The 18,647-nt window shown below is 63.5% G+C and carries 14 protein-coding genes; 8 read left to right on the forward strand and 6 right to left on the reverse strand.

The window, feature by feature from the left end:
* Positions 1-247: 247 nt before the first annotated feature.
* The 5 genes from FJ956_RS17080 to FJ956_RS17100 all read left to right on the forward strand — a co-directional run bounded on the left by FJ956_RS17080 (position 248) and on the right by FJ956_RS17100 (position 8,095).
* Positions 248-2,740 (forward strand): glycosyltransferase, encoded by a 2,493-nt coding sequence (locus FJ956_RS17080; RefSeq protein ID WP_140676727.1) that lies wholly within the window; start codon positions 248-250, stop codon positions 2,738-2,740.
* Between the two features lie 61 nt (positions 2,741-2,801).
* Positions 2,802-3,926 (forward strand): glycosyltransferase family 1 protein, encoded by a 1,125-nt coding sequence (locus tag FJ956_RS17085; RefSeq protein ID WP_140676730.1) that lies wholly within the window; start codon positions 2,802-2,804, stop codon positions 3,924-3,926.
* Positions 3,923-5,041: a glycosyltransferase gene (locus FJ956_RS17090; RefSeq protein ID WP_140676734.1), complete on the forward strand. Its 1,119-nt coding sequence runs from the start codon at positions 3,923-3,925 to the stop codon at positions 5,039-5,041. The genes FJ956_RS17085 and FJ956_RS17090 overlap by 4 nt, the downstream gene beginning before the upstream one ends.
* 258 nt (positions 5,042-5,299) lie before the next feature.
* Positions 5,300-7,333: a nucleoside-diphosphate sugar epimerase/dehydratase gene (locus FJ956_RS17095; protein ID WP_181170184.1), complete on the forward strand. Its 2,034-nt coding sequence runs from the start codon at positions 5,300-5,302 to the stop codon at positions 7,331-7,333.
* Positions 7,334-7,564: 231 nt separating this feature from the next.
* Complete coding sequence (locus FJ956_RS17100; protein ID WP_140676737.1) at positions 7,565-8,095, forward strand: sugar transferase; 531 nt, start codon at positions 7,565-7,567, stop codon at positions 8,093-8,095.
* Between the two features lie 19 nt (positions 8,096-8,114).
* On the opposite strand, the gene FJ956_RS17105 is transcribed toward FJ956_RS17100, so the two are convergent.
* Both FJ956_RS17105 and FJ956_RS17110 read right to left on the reverse strand, forming a co-directional pair.
* The gene (locus tag FJ956_RS17105) at positions 8,115-9,086 is read right to left on the reverse strand and encodes an NAD-dependent epimerase/dehydratase family protein (protein ID WP_140676740.1); all 972 of its coding nucleotides are present in this window, start codon (positions 9,084-9,086) and stop codon (positions 8,115-8,117) included.
* The gene (locus FJ956_RS17110; protein ID WP_140676743.1) at positions 9,083-10,375 is read right to left on the reverse strand and encodes an O-antigen ligase family protein; all 1,293 of its coding nucleotides are present in this window, start codon (positions 10,373-10,375) and stop codon (positions 9,083-9,085) included. Before FJ956_RS17110 ends, FJ956_RS17105 begins: the two co-directional genes overlap by 4 nt.
* Before the next feature lie 457 nt (positions 10,376-10,832).
* Between FJ956_RS17110 and cysD the strand changes: the two genes are divergently transcribed.
* From cysD to cysQ, 3 genes are read left to right on the forward strand one after another with little or no spacing between them, the layout of a single operon-like run.
* Positions 10,833-11,738: a sulfate adenylyltransferase subunit CysD gene (cysD, locus tag FJ956_RS17115; protein ID WP_246672055.1), complete on the forward strand. Its 906-nt coding sequence runs from the start codon at positions 10,833-10,835 to the stop codon at positions 11,736-11,738.
* Between the two features lie 2 nt (positions 11,739-11,740).
* Positions 11,741-13,678, forward strand: a complete 1,938-nt coding sequence (cysN, locus tag FJ956_RS17120) for a sulfate adenylyltransferase subunit CysN (RefSeq protein WP_140676750.1) — start codon at positions 11,741-11,743, stop codon at positions 13,676-13,678.
* A 10-nt stretch (positions 13,679-13,688) separates the two neighbouring features.
* Entirely contained in the window at positions 13,689-14,468 is a 780-nt protein-coding gene (gene cysQ / locus FJ956_RS17125; protein ID WP_181170189.1) for a 3'(2'),5'-bisphosphate nucleotidase CysQ, read from the forward strand.
* Between the two features lie 99 nt (positions 14,469-14,567).
* Here the strand turns inward: cysQ and FJ956_RS17130 are convergent, their stop codons facing one another.
* From FJ956_RS17130 to FJ956_RS17145, 4 genes are all read right to left on the reverse strand, one after another.
* Positions 14,568-15,710, reverse strand: coding sequence for a DegT/DnrJ/EryC1/StrS aminotransferase family protein (locus FJ956_RS17130; protein WP_140676755.1), 1,143 nt, complete (start codon positions 15,708-15,710; stop codon positions 14,568-14,570).
* Positions 15,711-16,015: 305 nt separating this feature from the next.
* A complete protein-coding gene (locus tag FJ956_RS17135) occupies positions 16,016-16,939 on the reverse strand; it encodes a carbohydrate kinase (protein ID WP_140676758.1) in 924 nt (307 codons plus the stop codon).
* Positions 16,936-17,382 carry an RbsD/FucU domain-containing protein gene (locus FJ956_RS17140; protein ID WP_140676761.1) on the reverse strand — a complete coding sequence of 149 codons (447 nt, stop codon included), beginning with the start codon at positions 17,380-17,382 and terminating at the stop codon, positions 16,936-16,938. The genes FJ956_RS17135 and FJ956_RS17140 overlap by 4 nt, the downstream gene beginning before the upstream one ends.
* Position 17,383: 1 nt before the next feature.
* Positions 17,384-18,607, reverse strand: a complete 1,224-nt coding sequence (locus tag FJ956_RS17145; protein WP_140676764.1) for an ROK family transcriptional regulator — start codon at positions 18,605-18,607, stop codon at positions 17,384-17,386.
* Positions 18,608-18,647: the final 40 nt, after the last annotated feature.

Genomic DNA, 18,647 nt, shown 5'->3' on the forward strand with positions numbered 1-18,647 from the left:
TCGAAACTTATCGCAATACGGACTTTTGCCCGCGAAACCGAAAGCCTCCCCAAAACAAAGGTTTGGGCAACTGTCTCCGGACTCACAGATGGAAACGAAAACGCAGTCATTGACTAAGAGAAAATATCTATCTCTTTATCGGCCCATGTCCCTTATGCGCGCCGTCCCCTTGGCATTCAAAACCGCCCATTTGACAATTGATGGTGCGCTGCAATACCAGACACCGCCCCCTTAGAATCGGAAGCGGATGAAAAAGAAGCGCATTTTCTGGCTGGGCATGCATCAGGTGCTCTCGCAGACCGAACTCCCCCGCCTGCGGGCTCTCGGCTACGAGGTTTTCAACCCGCCTTATCTGAGCGACGTCTACGATCAATCCGCCGTCTACGATTGGGTTGCGCCCGACTCCAGTCTGCCGAACGAGGCCCTGGAGATCCTGGCAAGGACCAACTTCTTTTATGATGAGATTCCGCCAGAGGCAGCGGAGGTTCTGAATGCATATTTCGACGCCGCGATTGTAACGATCAATCCGCTATGGCTGGCCCATTTCCTGAAAGCCTATCATGGCAGGGTTATCTATCGCACATATGGCCAGCCTCACAGTCTGTCGGATGAACTGGCCAATTTGGGAGCGCTGCCGCTCATCACCGAGCGGAACGACTTCTGGTTCATGCCGAACACCGAAAAGGTGACCGATATAGAGGACGATTGGCTGCGATCACGCATGATGATCGTTCCCTACTGCCTCACGCCGGACGTCGTCGATCGACGAGACACGTGGGATCCCGAAGCGTCGGGGGCTGAACTGGGATTGCTCTGCCCGAGGGTTGCGGACATTCCTTACTACACCACCAATTACCGCCACCTGAAGCGCTATTTCCCTGCGAAGGGTTACAGGATCTTCGGCGCACAGAACGTGCCTGTCCGCGATGAGCAGGTGATAGGCACGGTCGAACGATCCGAGTTCATCAGACGGTTATCCCAGATGCGCGGCTTTGCCTATCACTATGAGGAGCCTACCGTTTGCTATCTGCCACCCATAGAGTTCATGACACTTGGCGGCCCGGTGATCTTCAAAAAGGCATCCCTGCTTTCCCGGTATTTCCCAGCCGATGCACCCGGCAGGACCGACAGCATCGAAGAGCTGGTGAAGCGGTCGGAGCAGTTGCGGAAGGGCGACCGTGCTCTCTCTCGCGAACTCATCGAAAGTCAGGCCGAGGTCCGGAAACTGTACCAGCCGGAATATGTGTGGCCCATTTTCGACGAGGCTATAACGAGGGTGCTCGGCGATGCGGGAACGAACCAGGCGCCTGAGTTGATTTATACGCCAACGGTAAAAATGGAGGCACCGGCAGCCGAAACCGTTCTTGTAGCCTTTCATGGTTTTGGGCCGCTCGTTGTTCACCAAAACGGCGAATACCACTGTGCGGAGGGGATCGCGCGGGTCATCCGCCAAGTCATTCGTGCGCTGGCCGACCTTGGATTCAGGGTCGTCGTCACGAGCCGGAAAGAAGACGTCGGTCGCATCCATGGCTTCCTCAATTCCGCCGCCGGCCGCAATCTGAAGATCATGGTGATTGACAAGGACGTTCCCGTCGGAAGCGGAGCGATGACGGCGATAGGACGCCTTCGCCAGATTGCCCGGACGCGACCATTTTCAGCCAATATCGACCATCTCAAAGGGCTTGGCCGAGCAAGAGATATCAAGAACATGCCCCGTGCGCTGGCATCAACAGCAGCGGTAGCAATTTTCAAGGCACTGCGCAGAGTGGAGCAACAGGTCGATAATTTCAAACTTGCGAATGGCGCCACGCCACGTGCCGAATATGTTGACCTGATAAATGCAGACACGAATATCGACCATGTGCTGATATCGCACTACTACATGTTTCCCGAGCTTGCTCACCTGGAGGGCAAGAACGTCGTGTTATATCTTCCTGACTATATGCCCCATTTCTACAAAGCCTCGATTGAGATGGGTGCTACACGGCAATCGGCCATGGTCGGCAGAAAGATGGTCGCCAAGGCCCGACGCATTCTGACGAACTCCGCATTTACGGCATCGTATCTGCCGAAGACCACGTTGGCCGCACGCCCGGAAAACATCGTGCCCGTTCCCCTGCCATACCTGAACGGCGACCCAGGCAACGCGGAGGCGCCCGGCCGGCTCGGGGTACTGCCAAAGTACTACGCATTTTACCCCACTCGAGATCGGCCTTCAAAGCGGCTCGCGGACTTCGCAAGAACTGTGGCGATTGTTAACGAGCGACTGAAGGCAGCCGGGAGCGAGGACCGGCTCATTGGACTTCTGACCACCCCGTTAACAGGCAAGTCGGCGGCTGGGGCGGAAGAGCATCTGGTTTCGTTGCCCGAGATCACGGACGTGGAACTCGGATATCTTTATAAGAACGCGCTCTGCCTGTTGTTCACGTCTGAGATGGAGGGGAACTTCCCGACCCAGATAACTGAAGCGTTGCATCTGGGCGTGCCGGTGGTCGCGACGAATATCCCGCTCATTACATTGGAGCTTGGAGAAGCATCTGATTGCCTGGATCTGGTCGATGTCGGCGACTGCGAGGGGTTCGCGAACCGAGTGGTGTCGATCCTTGAAGATCACGCAGCGGCAGTGCTGCGACAGAAGGAGGCCCAGGAAACCGCGTCCCGGAAATTCGCCTATGATAACTTCAAATACGGATTGTCTGAGTTGTTCAGGCGAGTCCCTGTCGCGAACGATCGCCGTTGATATGCCCAGCTAGCGGCCGTCCTTCGGTCCCGCCAAGAAAGACGAAATTCCGGAGACGCGGTTGAAAATTGCCATCGACGGCAGAAACCTCGCATCGGCCACCGACGGCATCGGCCGGTTCGTCTACAATGCGGTCAAGGCTCTGGCGGCGCAGGGCGCCGATGTGGTGGTCTACGCGCCTGACGTGGTCAGCGAAAGCTACGACATTCCGCCTGGTGTTTCCGTACGGTCTGCTGGCTTCAAGGGACCTCTCGCCAGGACCCTCTGGGGGCAGTCGCGGCTGCCTTCCCTGGCACGGCGCGACCGGGTGGAGGTCCTCTGGGGGCCTTCGCATCGGCTGCCCTTCGTTCTCGATGGCCGCATCGCGCGTGTTGTCACTATCCACGATCTCGTCTGGTTGCACACGCCTGAAACCATGCGAGCCAGGACTTTGATCGGCGAGCGCCTCCTGATGAAACCCGCTTTGCGAAAGGCTGACATCGTGGTCGCGGATTCGACGGCTACGGCAAGCGCGTTGACGGTCGAGTTTCCCTGGCTGAAATCGCCAATCAGGATGGTCTTTCCCGGCACGGCTACCCTGCCGGTTCCCGGCGATGTTTCGAGCCTTGGGCCGCTCGGCATCACCAGGCCCTACGCGCTTTTTGTCGGCACGCTCGAGCCGCGGAAGAATCTCGCCAATCTGATAAGGGCCTATGGCCTGCTTTCGGCCGACGCCTGTGCGGGCTGCGACCTGGTCATCGTCGGCGGCAAGGGATGGAAACAGACGGATCTGGCCGATCTCGTGCGCGCCGGTGGGCTCGAGGCGAATATCAGGTTTACCGGCTTCGTCGACGATGCCGTGCTCGCCACGCTTTACGCGAATTGCCTGTTCCTGGCGATGCCGTCGCTCTATGAGGGGTTCGGCTTTCCGATCGTCGAGGCCCACTCCTTCGGCAAGCCGGTGCTGACGTCGAACACATCCTCAATGCCTGAAGTCGCCGGAGACAGTGCCGTCCTTGTCGACCCGAACGACCCGGCGGGGATCGCCGCGGCATTCGGCCGGCTGTGTATGGATGCCGAGTTCCGCAACCGGATCGCCGCCGGCGCGCGGAGCAATGCCGGGCGCTTCACCTGGGAAAATCACGCCAAGGGCATGCTGCAGATTTTCGAAGAGGCCATACGGCAAAGACGAAAGACCGACGCGTGAAAGTCCTGCATTTCTTCAAGACATACTGGCCCGATACGTTCGGCGGGGTGGAACGGACGATCCATGCCATCGCCCAAAGCACGGCTGCCTATGGCATCGAAACCGAAGTGCTGTCGTTGAGCCCGACACCAGAGGAAAACACCCGACGCCTTGACGGACATATGGCCGTGAAGGCCAGGCTCGATTTCGAGCTGGCGTCGACCGGATTCTCGCGCGAAGCCTTTCGCAAGTTCCATGTGCTCGCCGGAGGAGCCGACCTGGTCCACTACCATTTCCCCTGGCCGTTCATGGATATCGTCCATTTCCAATCCGGCCACGGCAAGCCGGCCGTCGTCACCTATCACTCCGACATCGTCAAACAGCGGCTCATCCTGCCCCTCTACCGGCCCTTGATGATGCGCTTCCTCGGGGCTGTCGACGCGATCGTGGCGACATCGCCGAACTACCTCGAGTCAAGTCCTGTTCTCAGGACATTCAAGGCCAAATCGAAGGTCATCCCCATCGGCATCGACGAGAGCGCCTATCCGACGCCAAGCGAGGCCGATGACGCCTGGTGCCGATCGATGGTCGCACGGCCCTTCGTGCTGTTCGTCGGCGTCCTGCGCTACTACAAGGGGCTGGATGTCCTGATCCATGCAGCCGGCAAGACGCGGTGCAAGATCGTCATTGCCGGCTCGGGCCCGGTCGAGCGCGAACTTGAACAACAGGCAGAGACGCTGGGCCGTGATAACGTGATTTTCCTTGGCGAGGTAGCCGAGCCGCGCAAGATGGCGCTTCTCCGCAACTGCCTCGGCTTTGTCTTTCCTTCGAATCAGAGATCGGAGGCCTACGGTCTTTCGCTTGCCGAGGCCGCCATGTGCGGCAAGCCGATGATTTCTTGCGAAATCGGCACGGGCACAAGCTATGTTAACGAGGCTGGCCGGACCGGGCTGGTCGTGCCCCCATCGGACCCGGTACAGCTTGCCGAAGCGATCAACCGGCTGGTCGAGCAGCCGACCGAGGCGGCCAACTGGGGACGAGCCGCGCGCGAGCGCTACGTTCGCCTGTTCACCGCCGACAGGATGGGGAAATCCTATGCCGAACTCTATCGCCAGCTCGAGAACCGCAAAGGTTGAACGGCAAGGCCGAGCATCGTCTGCCCGGTTCAATGAAGAGCCCGGCATTTTACTGTCGCACTATCGCCCGCTGAGCTCATGACACTTGGCGGATCGGCACTTCGCCAAAAAAACTCTGGCTCTCCCGCTCGCTCCGCGCTAAGGCGATGACCGGGTGACGGGGTTGGGGATTTTGCAATCTAGCGTGGTGGCGGACGATGGTCGGTCCGGCGCGGTTCTGGTATGCATGTCCCCACGCCTGGAGTTCAGTACTGCCCAATGACCGCCTATGTAGAAGCCGTATCGGAACTCAGACCGAGGATGCGGCGCGCCATCATCATGGTCCAGGATCTCGTCATGGTCCTGGTCGCGGTGGCTCTTAGCCTGACCCTGTCGCAGTCGCGGCTGTCGTTCGACGCGTTCTCCTCCGGCGGGCTGGCCTGCTGGGCGCTCATCGTGCTCATCGCCCATCTTTTGTTCCGCACTTGCGGTCTTTACAACACCGTCTGGCGCTTTGCCTCCACGCCCGACTTCTTCAACATCCTCAAGGGCTGCGGCAGCCTGACGGTGGTCCTCTATCTGGCCTCGCTTGGCTTCCGCTTCTTCTTTCAGCCTGTCATGGGCCTCAACGAGCGCCAGTTCATCGTCTTCTTCCTGGTCTCCTTCACCATCATCTCGGCGCCCAGGCTCTATTATCGCTTCCTGCGCGACGGCGCGAGCTGGCGCATCCTGCGCCGTGCTGCAGGCGATGCCTCGACCAAGCAGGCGCTGTTCATCGGCCGGCTGGGCGAGGCGGACCTGATCGTCCGCTTCACCCGCACGGCCATGCCTGCCGAATACGCCATCGCCGGCATCATGGCCACCGAGAGCGACGCGCCGCTCGGCACGCAGATCCAGGGCGTTCCGGTCGTGGCGCTGCGGCCGCGCCTGGTCGAGGTGCTGGAGGAATATGTCAAGGGCACGGAAAACCTCGACCTCCTGATCTTCGGCCAAGGGGTCGAGCGCGAGATCGAGGACTATGCCGAGCTGGTGCGCGTCGCCCGCCACAGCGGCATCGCCGTCGTCCAGTTTTCCGGCCTGTCGGAACTGGGGCAGGGAGGCAAGCTGGTTCTCGATGCCGTCGAGATGGAAACCATCATGCGCCGTTCGGCGGTCGCCACCGACATCACGCGCATCGGCGCCTTCGTCGGCGGCAAGCGCGTGATGGTCACCGGCGGCGCCGGCTCCATCGGCCGCGTGCTGGTCAAGCGCGCGCTGGAGCTGGGCGCCGAGGCGGTGCTGGTGGCCGACAATTCCGAGTTCGGCATTTTCCAGCTCGATCAGCAGACCGAAGACGGCGACCGCGACCGGCTGACCAGCCGCATCGTCGACGTCACCGACCGGCCTCTCATGACGCGCCTCGTCAGCGAGTTCAAACCCGCGATCATCTTCCATGCCGCGGCGCTGAAGCACGTGCCGCTGCTGGAGGAGAACTGGGAAGCGGCGATCGAGACGAATGTCTTCGGCACGCTCGCCTGCGCCGAGATCGCCGCCGAATGCGGGGTGCCGCAGTTCCTGCTGATTTCCAGCGACAAGGCCGTCGACCCGACTTCGGTGCTGGGCGTCACCAAGCGGGCGGCCGAACAGGTCGTCTCCTCGCTGCATGAAACCCAGGCGGCGGCGTCGCCGCCGCGTGCCGGCGCGGCGAACGGCCATGCCGGCGCCGCCGATTTGCGTCATTCGGGCACGAAATTCGTCGCCGTGCGCTTCGGCAACGTCTTCGGCTCCAACGGCTCGGTGGCGACCATCTTCCAGGCGCAGATCGAGGCCGGCGGGCCGGTGACCATCACCGACCGGCGCATGACCCGCTATTTCATGACCGTGGCCGAGGCTGTCGACCTCGTCATCATGTCGGCCGCCGATGCCGAGCAGCGCCGGGGCGCGGATGACTACGCCATCTACATGCTCGACATGGGCAAGCCCGTGCAGATCCTCGAAGTCGCCGAAACCATGATCCGCATGGCTGGCAAAAGCCCCTACACCGATATTCCGATCCGCTTCACCGGCATCAGGCCCGGCGAGAAGCTGCACGAGACGCTGCACGCCGAGAACGAGGAAGTGGTCAAGCTCGACATCGCCAAGATCTTCGGCCTCAGGACCGGCGTCATCGAATGGCCGAAGATCGAGGCGGCCCTGCCCGCGCTGGTGGCCGCGATGCACGATCGCGACAAGGCGGCAGCCCTTGCCATACTGGCCGGGCTCTACCGGGCGGAAGAAGACATGGGCGGCCTGCGCGAAGAGGCGGCGCCGAAAACGGCCGGGCAGGTCGGCTAAGCATGTCTCCCGAAAGTGGAAACCGGTTTCGGGATAAAGACATGCATAAAATCAAAGACTTAAAGCGCATAATGCGCTTTAAGCCTGTGCCGGGTGCCCGCAATTGGCCATTGAAGCCTGCTCAAACGCCCGCACTTGAATGGTTCTGAAGCCGTGACCAGACAAGATCAGAGTGTGGCCGTTCTCACGGGCATCATGGATGTCGCTTTCCTTTGGCGACGGATCTGAGCCATGACCGCGAAGCGCGCGCTCGACCTCGCGGTCGCTGTTCCGATGCTGGTGGCGGCGGCTCCCGTCCTGCTTGTCGCGTTGCTGGCAATCCGGGCGACGTCGCCCGGCCCGGCCATCTTCTCGCAGACCCGCGTCGGCCGGGGAGGGGCCCTCTTTGCCTGCCGCAAATTGCGCACGATGTATCGCGCAACGCCTTCCTTGCCCACGCACGAAGCGCCGGCCGGTTCGGTCACCGCGGTCGGCAAGGTGCTGCGGGCAACCAAGATCGACGAATTGCCGCAGCTCTGGAACGTGCTCAAGGGCGAGATGAGCCTTGTCGGCCCTCGTCCATGCCTGCCGACGCAGACGGAACTGATCGAACGGCGCAGGGAATTGGGCGTGCTCACCGCACTTCCAGGCATCACAGGGCTCGCGCAGATCAAGGGGATCGACATGTCCGATCCAAGACTTTGCGCGGAAACCGACGCGGCCTACATCAATGCCGCCTCGACCGGCCTGGACCTCAAGATATTGCTGGGCACGCTCTTTTGAAGCGCTTGTGGACGCAAAGCTACGGCGAAGGCGCCGAGCCTGGCCGCTTTACGGAATCGCTCCGGCCGGCCTGCCGCGCCAGTTCCTCAAGCCGGCCGAGCGTGTCGGTTTCCGGCATCCAGCCCTCCGAAGCCAGCAGGGACGGGTCACAGATCTGCGTCGCAATGAAGGCTTGCCATGACGCCTGCCGGCCAACCAACGTGGCCAGCAGCCGCAGCGGCCTGGCCGGCATGGGGAAAAGCCGGGCCGGCCGGCCATATCCGCGCCGGAACGCGGTGATGATTTCGGCCATCGCAACCGGCGAAGCATCGCTGAGCACATAGATCGGGCGCGGCGGCGCGGCTCGGATCAGAAGATGCATCACGGCGCCGGCCACGGCGTCTTGCGAGGCGAGCGAGCGAACCGCTGTCAGGGCGGCTGCTGGCAGCGGCAGGCCGGTGGCCGCGAGCCGCGCCAGCCCGCGCAGATTTCCCTTCATGCCTTCGCCATAGACCGGCGGCAGCCGCAGCGCCGTCGCTCCGGCGCGCCCAGCCGCTGCGAAAGCCTCCAGCGTTTTGATCTCGCCTTCGCGCTTGGAACGCCCATAGGCGCCTTGCGGGGCAGGGGGCGTGGCCTCGTCGATGGTGCCGCTGAAACCGGCGCCCACCACGGCGCGGATCGAGGAGAGATAGATGAAGCGCCCGGCGGAGCGCGCGGCCGCCGCCTGGGCGAGCCGTCCGGTCAGCATCGCATTGACGGCCTGGAAGTCGGCCTCGCCGGCGTTGCGGTCATTGTTGAGCGCCGCGCAGTAGACGACATGCGTCACCTCGCGCATCAGCGTCAGGAAGGCTTCGTCTGGCGCATCGGCGGCGGGCAGCGCGACGGCATCGTCCACGCCCGCCAGCCGTTGCGGCAGGCGGGATGCGATCCGTATGCCGAATCCGGCCTCGCGCAACCGGCTGACGACCCGGCGTCCAATGAAGCCTGTCGCGCCAGTGACCAGGACCTTCATGGTTGCGGGCAGGCGTCCCGCGCCGCCGCAGGCGCGCTTTTCGCGGTTGGCGCCACCGTCCGCCCGGATGCAAGGTAGGTCCCCGAGATCAGGAACACCATCAGCGTTGCGTCGAGGATGTCGTGGCCGACCAGGATGCCGGCCATTCCGCCGGTGAGATAGGTGATGACCGCGACAAGGACCATCGTCGCGCCGAACCGCTCCACCGGATCGACGCTGAGGCGCAGCGCCCGTGCCGCGTTCCAGGCGGCGACGACGAAAATCGACGCCAGGGCCAGCGCCCCCAGCAGGCCGGCCTGGACCAGCGCGGTCAGGAAGCCATTGTGAAAATGGCTGAAACCCGCGCTTAGGCCGAACTGCTCGTGAAAACCCTGCTTCATGAGCGCCCGGCTCGCCGAGATGCCATGGCCGAAAATCGGCATCTCGCGAAACGCGGCAAAGCCGATTTCCCACATCGCCACGCGCAGGCCGAGCGCCGTCGAATGGTCGCCATTGGCGTTCAGTGCATCCCAGTCGCTGACCAAGAAGTCGGTTCTATCCAGCACGGCGCGGGAGCCGATGGCGGCGATCACAAGGGCGACCACGACGCCGATCGCCACGAAGCGTGCCAGGCTGGCGCCGGTGTACCGGCGGCGGTTGATGAGAAGCACGACGATGCTGGCGATCGGCACGGCCACCCAGATCATGCGCGACCCCGAATAGACAATCGCAATGGCTCCGGCGATCGCCGCCATGACCAGCAGCTTCCAGCGTTTCTCGATGCCCGACAGCGCGCCGGCAAGGCATGTCATGACAGCAAGGCACGTAACGGTCGCGAAGACGATCGGATTGCCGGCGCCGCCCTCCGCCCTCACACCGAGCCGATGATACTGGAACACGGCCATCGCCAGCGCGCCGAAGCAGGCCGCGGTGCTGGCCAGAATGGCGATGCGTGCCAGCGCGCTCTTCTTGGTGATGCTCCAGGTCGAATAGGAGATGGGGAACAGCAGGAAGGTGATCAGCGGCAGGAAAAACCGCAAATCGGCGGCCAGCGTGCCGTTAACGATCGAAGCCAGAACCATGGCCGCGCAATAGGCATAGATCGCCACCGTGATGGCGAGCACCGGCCGGTCGATGTTGAAGCGCCGACGTTTCGCAGCCAGAAGCATCGCGGACCACACACCACCGGCATTGAAGGTGATGCTGACCAGCGATCCAAGCACCGGCGGCGAGAAAAAGCAGACGATCGAGAAATAGATGTTGATCTGTGCGGGCGTGAGGTGGCGCCGGAGCGTTGTAAACGGGTTCAAATGCTTGCTTCGCAATTTTCCAGGTTGCGCCCGGATCCATGGAGCCAGCCAGAGGCCGCCTCGCCGATCTCCGTTTGCCGCGCCTTGCCCGTTCCCCGAGCCCGTATAGCGGCTGGCGCCGCTCCGCGATAGTGCGGTCGACGATGTTGCGGCAGAAATCCCCGATCCGGCGAGGATCGGGGAGCTCCGGAATTCCCCTGACGCCACGGTCTTTCCTCGCTTCCGCGTTTTCGATGGCTCCGGGCAGGATTTTTCCGCTTTGCCGGCCGTGCTTGGAAAATTCGTTCCCTAATCACCTCGCGCCGCGCGGGTCTTGCATTGTTATCGGCGGCGCCGATCTGTTAGAACGCCCGCACGAAACAGTTTGTCCGAAGTGAAATTTGCGCCCGGGCGGCATGGAATTGCGCCTGCAATGCAAGTTTTCCGCTCCACGGCACGAGAGAACGCTCGACGCTCCATGAATATCGCGCTCACGCATCTGCAGCGGCTCGAGGCCGAATCCATCCACATCTTCCGCGAGGTCGCGGCATCTTTCTCCAAGCCGGTGATGCTCTATTCGGTCGGCAAGGATTCGTCCGTGCTGATGCATCTGGCGATGAAGGCCTTCTATCCGGCCAAGCCGCCTTTCCCGTTCCTGCATGTCGACACCACCTGGAAGTTCCGCGAGATGATCGCCTTTCGCGATCAGATGGCGCAGAAGCTTGGCTTCGACCTCCTGGTCCACGTCAATGAGGATGGCGTGCGCGAGGGCATCAACCCCTTCGATCATGGCTCCAACACCCACACCCATGTGATGAAGACGGTCGCGTTGCGCCAGGCGCTCGACAAATACGGCTTCGATGCCGCATTCGGCGGCGCCCGCCGCGACGAGGAGAAGTCGCGCGCCAAGGAGCGCATCTTTTCCTTCCGCAACGCCCAGCACGCCTGGGACCCGAAGAACCAGCGGCCCGAAATGTGGAAGGTCTTCAACACCCGCATCGCGCCGGGTGAGTCGATCCGCGTCTTCCCCCTGTCCAACTGGACCGAGCTCGATATCTGGCAGTACATCCTGCAGGAGGACATCCCGATCGTGCCGCTCTATTTCGCCAAGGAGCGGCCGGTGGTCGAGCGCGACGGCATGCTGATCATGAAGGACGATGACCGCATGCAGCTGCGCCCCGGCGAGGCGATCGAGGACCGGCTCGTGCGCTTCCGCACGCTGGGCTGCTACCCGCTGACCGGCGCGATCGAGTCCGACGCCGACACGCTGGAGGCCATCGTCGGCGAGATGCTGACTGCTCGCACCTCCGAGCGCCAGGGCCGCCTCATCGACCGCGACGAGGCAGGTTCCATGGAAAAGAAGAAGCGCGAGGGCTATTTCTGATAATGCGCCACATCATGGCCAAGAGCCTCGCCCCGACCGATTCGTTTCGCGACTACATGGCCGCGCAGGAGAAGAAGTCGCTGCTGCGCTTTCTCACCTGCGGCTCGGTCGACGACGGCAAGTCGACGCTGATCGGCCGCCTGCTCTCCGACACCAAGCAGATCTTCGAGGACCAGCTTGCAACGCTCGAAAAGGATTCGCGCAAGCACGGCACCACCGGCGACGACATCGACTTCGCGCTGCTGGTCGACGGACTGGAAGCTGAGCGCGAGCAAGGCATCACCATCGATGTCGCCTATCGCTTCTTCGCCACGCCGAAGCGCAAGTTCATCGTCGCCGACACGCCCGGTCATGAGCAGTACACGCGCAACATGGCGACGGGCGCCTCGACCGCCGATCTCGCCATCGTGCTGATCGATGCGCGCCAGGGCGTGCTTCGCCAGACCAGGCGTCATTCGATCATCGCTTCGCTGCTCGGCATCCGGCACATCGTGCTTGCGGTCAACAAGATCGACCTGGTCGACTTCGACGAGACCATTTTCGACCGGATTGTCATCGACTACGCCGAGTTCGCCAAGGAGCTCGGCTTCGTCAGTGTCGCGCCGATCCCGATGTCGGCGCGCTTCGGCGACAACGTCACCAGCCGCTCGGAGCGCACGCCCTGGTATTCCGGGCCGTCGCTGATCGAGCATCTCGAAACCGTGTCGGTCGACGAGGCCGCCGTCGAGCTGCCTTTCCGCTTCCCGGTCCAGTATGTGAACCGCCCAAACCTCGATTTCCGCGGCTTCGCCGGCACCATCGCCTCGGGTGTGGTCTCGCAGGGAGACGAGGTCGTCGTCGCCAAGTCGGGCAAGGCGTCCCGGGTCAAGCGCATCGTCGCGCAAGGCGGCGATCTCGAGCAGGCGGTCGCCGGCCAGGCGATCACGCTCGTTCTCGAGGACGAGGTAGAGGTGTCGCGCGGCAACCTGCTGGTGTCGCCGGCCGCGCGCCCGCAGGTCGCCGATCAGTTCGCCGCCAACATCGTCTGGTTCGACGAGCAGGCGCTGCTGCCCGGCCGCTCCTACGTCCTGCGCACCGAAACCGATCAGGTCAGCGCCACCGTCACCGAGCTGAAATACCGGGTCAACGTCAACGATTTCGCGCATGAGGCGGCGAAGTCGCTCGACATCAACGAGGTCGGCGTCTGCAACCTCTCGACCCGCGCGCCGATCGCCTTCGATCCGTTCGCCGAGAATCGCACCACCGGCGCCTTCATCCTGATCGACCGCATCACCAACGCCAGCGTCGGCGCCGGCATGATCCTGCATTCGCTGCGCCGTGCCGAAAACATCCACTGGCAGTCGCTCGACGTCGGCAAGCGCGGCCGTTCCGACCTGAAGAACCAGCGTCCGGCCGTGTTCTGGTTCACCGGGCTGTCCGGCTCAGGCAAGTCGACCATCGCCAACCTGTTCGAGAAGAAGCTGTTCGCGTCCGGGCGCCACACCTACATCCTCGACGGCGACAATGTCCGCCACGGCCTCAACCGTGATCTCGGCTTCACCGATGCTGACCGCGTCGAAAACATCCGCCGCGTCGCCGAGGTGGCGAAGCTGATGGCCGATGCCGGCCTGATCGTCATCGTCTCCTTCATCTCGCCCTTCGCCGCCGAGCGGCGCGTGGCGCGCGAGTTGATGGCCGAGGGCGAGTTCGTCGAGGTGTTTGTCGACACGCCGTTCGAGGAATGCGCAAGGCGCGATCCAAAGGGCCTTTACGCGCGCGCCTTGAGTGGCGAGATCAAGAATTTCACCGGCGTCGATTCTCCCTACGAGGCGCCGCAGAACCCGGAAATCCACCTGAAGACTCTCGGCAGGAGCCCGCAGGAGATGGCGGAAGCCCTGGAACACTGGCTGACCGAGCGCGACATTGCCGAGGAGCAGTACGACAATGGCGGCGGTATCTGACGACGAGGCGATGCTCGGCGTCTTCGAGCGCCTGGCGCTCGAGGCCGGGCGCGAGGTGATGCGCGTCTTCCACGTGGGCTGCGCCGTCGACAGCAAGGCCGACTCTTCACCGGTGACGGAAGCCGACCGCGAAAGCGAGAAGATCATCCTCGCCGGCCTGCGCGCCGCCTATCCGGAAATCCCTTGCGTGGCCGAGGAGGAGGTCGCGGCGGGCATCGCAACGCCCGATCTCGACGGCGCTTTCTTCCTGATCGATCCGCTCGACGGCACCAAGGAATTCGTCAACCGTCGCACCGATTTCACCGTCAATATCGCGCTGGTCCGCCATGGCGTTCCGGAAGTCGGCGTCGTTTTCGCGCCGTGCACGGGACGCTTTTTCTCCGGGCGACCCGGCAAGGCCGAGGCGCTCGAGGTCGACGCCGATTATCGCATCGCCGGCCGCCGGCCGATCACGGTGCGGCAAGGCGGCTCGCCGCTCGCCGTCGTCGCCAGCCGCTCGCACAACACGCCGGAAACCGACGCCTTCATCCGCGACCTCGGCGCCGCCGAGATCGTCTCGATCGGCTCGTCGCTGAAATTCTGCCTGCTCGCCGCGGCGGAAGCCGACGTCTATCCGCGCTTCGGCCGCACCATGGAATGGGATACGGCGGCGGGCGACGCGGTGCTGCGCGCCGCCGGCGGCATGACACGCACCCTGGACGGCGAGCCGCTCGTCTACGGCAAGCGCAACCAGGCGAGCGACAGCGATTTCGCCAACCCGCATTTCGTCGCAACGGGAAAGAGCGCGTAGTCAGCGTCGCTGCTTAGAAACTTCGATATGCCGGCAGGACAGAGGGGGCGCGAAGGATCGCGACCTCTCCATCTAGCCTTGAAGGCTTATAATCCGCGCTTACGCCGCCACAACATGCGCCGAGTTCGAGCCGATATAATTGCGGATCGTCTCGATAATCCGATCCTGATCTGCCTCGCTCAAATAGGCGTGCATCGGCAGGCAGAGGATCTGCTTCGGCAATGCCTCCGAGACGGCGAGGCCGGTCGGCGTGCGCGGATAATCCTTGTAGGCGACCTGCTCGTGCAGCGGCTTCACGTAATAGATCACCGACGGGATGCCTTTTTCGCCGAGATGGGCCTTGAGCCCGTCGCGCTTCGGCGTCTCGATGGCGTACTGCGCCCAGGCCGAGCGGCCGTGGCCGAGATTGCGCGAGGCCTTGACGATATCGCCGAGGCCCTTGGCATAGCGGTCGGCGACCACCTGGCGCGCCACCATCTCATCCTCGAGGATGGCGAGCTTTTCGATCAGGATCGCCGCCTGCAGCGTGTCGAGGCGCGAATTGATGCCGACGCGGACATTGTCGTATTGCGTCTCGCCCTTGCCGTGGAAGGCGAAGGAGCGGAGCTTGTCGGCCAGTAGGCCGTCATTGGTGAACATGGCGCCGCCGTCGCCGTAGCAGCCAAGCGGCTTGGCAGGGTAAAAACTGGTCGAGCCGACATGGCCGAAAGCGCCGCACATCTTGGCGTCGGCGGAACCGCCCATCGACTGCGCGGCGTCCTCGATCACCAGGAGGTTCTCGCGCTTTGCGATCGCCATGATCGCCTCATAGTCGGCGGCAAGGCCGAACAGGTCGACGGGAATGATCGCCCTCGGCTTCAGCCTTCCTTCCTTCTTGATCATCTCGATCGCCGCCTCGAGGCTGGCGATATCGATGTTGTAGGTGTCGCGGTCGACGTCGACGAAGACGGGCTCGGCCTTGGTCAGCGCCACCACCTCGGCGGTGGCTGCGAAGGTGAAACTCGGCACGAACACGGCATCGCCCGGGCCGATGCCGGCGGCAAACAGCGGCAGAAGCAGCGCGTCGGTGCCGTTGGCGCAGGCGACCACATGCTTGACGCCGATATAGGCCGCCAGCTTGTTCTCGAATTCGGTGACCTGCGGGCCGAGGATATAGCGGCCTTCCTCGACGACTTTGTCGATAGCGACCTTCAGCCGGTCGCGGATACGTTCGCGCTGCGCGCCAAGATCGATGAACTGCATGTCGGCCTCAATGGGTTCACAAATTCTTGGAGCGTACTTCTGTGCGGCCGGCCGGACGCACGTCGCTCCAATAAAACCGGCCCGCTGGTAACAGACTTGAACCGGCTGAGAAAGCCGGCGGCGGCCGGTGCAAATTGCCTATGTGTCGCAGCGTGTTACCGATTTTGCCGGCGCAATGCCCGAAAAAGCCGGAAATCCGAGCTTTGAGAGGTGTTTTCCGGCCTCTCCTATTGCGTCGTTCCACCGATGGGAAACATAAAGTGATCGGCCGCGAAGGGCGGGCTCACGTCCGTCATCGCGCCGGATCAGGCGATTTCGTGCCGCCAGGGCGGATTGGCGCCGGCCCGCGAAACCGTTACCGCCGCCGCGCTGGCGCCAAGTTCCAGCGCCTTGCGGATCGCTTCTTCCGGAAGGTTACCGATCGCCGCCTTGGTGAGCAGACCCTGCTCATGCAGGGAGGCCAGGATGCCGGCATTGAAGGTATCGCCGGCACCGACCGTGTCGACCACCTTCACCTTCTGCGGCATGACCGTGACCTTGTGTTCCCTGCTGTAGCCGACGGCGCCTTCGCTGCCATGGGTGACGACGATCAGGCTGGGCCCGCGATCCAGCCAGTTGCGCACGACATCCTCGTGCGAGCCGGCCTCGTCGAACCATTTGAGGTCCTCGTCCGAGAGTTTCACGATGTCGGCCATCGCCATCATCTCGCGGATGCGCCGCAGATGCTTCGCCTTGTCGGGGATGAAATTCGGCCGGATGTTGGGGTCGAGCATCATGACGCGGCTTTGGTGCTCGCGTCGCATGAATTCCTCATAGGCCGAGCCCGCCGGCTCAGAGATCAGGCTGATGGCGCCGAACAGCATCGCCTCGATTTCGGCGCCGAGCTTCGGCAGGTCCTCGACGGTCAGCATGCGCCCGGCGGTGTTCTCGTCATAGAAGGTGTAGGTCGCCTGGCCGTTGGTGAGCCGCACGAAGGCGAGCGTGGTCGGACGCGGCGAGGTGTGCGCATAGGTGGAGCTCACCTTGCTGGCGCCGAGCGCCTCGCGGAACTGGCCGCCGAACAGGTCGGAGGAGAGGCCGGAGAAGAAGCCTGCCGGAGCGCCGAGCCGGCCGAGCGCGATCGCCGAGTTGAACACCGCGCCGCCGACATAGGGCGCGAAGGCGGCTTCGCCCTCTGTCGTGGTGCGCGGCAGCATGTCGATCAGGGCTTCGCCACAGCAAAGGATCATGTCGTCTTGGTCTCCGGCGGATGGATCACGCCCTTGCGGATGATGATGTTGGCAAAGAGCCTGGGTTCGCTGGTCGCCACGATGGCGTGCGCGGCCTTGACGCGTGCATAGAAGTCGGGCCCGGCCAGCGCAACCACCTTGTGGCCCGGCGCGCGCCTGGCGCAAACTGCTTCCATCTCATGATGCACGGCGTCGGCCAGCGCCGGGTCGCCCTTCACCGAGGCACGGAACAAAGCCTCCGGCACCGCCTCATCCACCGGCAGCACGCTGAGCACGGCGTCGAGGACGGCTATGACGTGGTGGCCGTCCGCGCGGATCAGCCGCCGCGCCTGTTCCTCGGCCGGATAATTGCCGTCGACGATCGCGATCTCGTCGCCGTGGCCCATTGCCCTGAGCGTCGCCAGGAACTGGGGCCCGAGCAGCGACGGGATGCCGATCAGCATGTCAGGCGCCCCCTGACGTGTTCGGTCCGATCAGGAAGCGCTCGGAGAGCGGCAGGCTGGCGCCACCCATGGCGCGTGCGTGGATGCCGACCGTTCCCTCGCGCACGACCGGCAGTTTCAGTCCTTCGGCATCGATGCGGGCGGTCGCTTCCGTGACGGCATCGACCAGCCGGCGCCGCACATCGAGCGGCATCCAGCCGTCGATAACCGCCGCTTCGAAATCGATGACCGACGAGGCAGCGACAATGGCATAGGCGAGCGCCCGCGAGGCGCTGGCGATCCACTCGTCGAGATCGGCGCCGATCTCGCCCCATTCCTGCGGCGAGGTCCACAGATAGGTGCCGTCGATGCCCTTGGCGGAGAGCGCCCTTTCCAGCATCGCGATCGAGGCGACGTCGATGAGCTGCGTCGGCTTGCCGTCCGGCCCGGGCACCGGCATCGAGCCCAGCGCGCCTGCGTTGCCGTTCGGCCCGCTATAGAGGCGGCCGTTGAGCACGATGCCGCCGCCGGCGAAGGCGCCGATGTAGAAATAGACGAAATCACGTGCTCCGCCCGCTCGTCCGAAGACGAGCTCCGCGCCGCAGGCCGAGGTCGCGTCGTTCTGCAGGTAGACGGGGAACTCGCACTGCCCCTGGATGTCTGCGCGGATGTCGCGATGGCGCCATTCGTCCATGATCTCGCGCGGCGCGCCGGCCGTGTCTGCCCAGTTCCATAGCTCGAACGGCATGGCGATGCCGAGCCCGGCAATGCGCTTGTCCTGCGCCGGCGTCAGCTCGCCGCGCATCGTCTTGATGCCGGCGGTGACGAACTCGACGGTCTCGCGCGGTGCGGGATAACGGTAGGAATGCTGCAGCATGGCGCGCACATTGCCGAGGAAGTCTATCAGCACGAGCTCGGCCGAGCGCCGGCCGATCTTGAGGCCGATGAAAAACGCGCCTTCCGGATTGAGCGCCATCGGGATCGAAGGTTGGCCGATCTTGCCGCGCATCGGCGCCTGACGCACGAGCAGCTTGTCTTCCTCGAGCTCGCGCATGATCACCGACACTGTCTGGGCAGACAGCCCGGTCATGCGCGCGATGTCGGATTTGGCCAGGCTGCCATGCTGGCGCACCAGGGACAGCACGAGCCGCTCATTGTGGTCGCGCATGCCGCTCTGGTTGGTGCCGCGATGCAGCCGGCTTTCCAAAGCCTCGGGCGAACCGTGCCTCGCAATGCCGGTCTCCACCCTGTTCCTCCCGTCTGTTTCCCCGCGATGCTTTTCGTTC

It is taken from the genome of Mesorhizobium sp. B2-4-3 (genome assembly GCF_006442815.1).
Classification (GTDB): Bacteria; Pseudomonadota; Alphaproteobacteria; order Rhizobiales; family Rhizobiaceae; genus Mesorhizobium.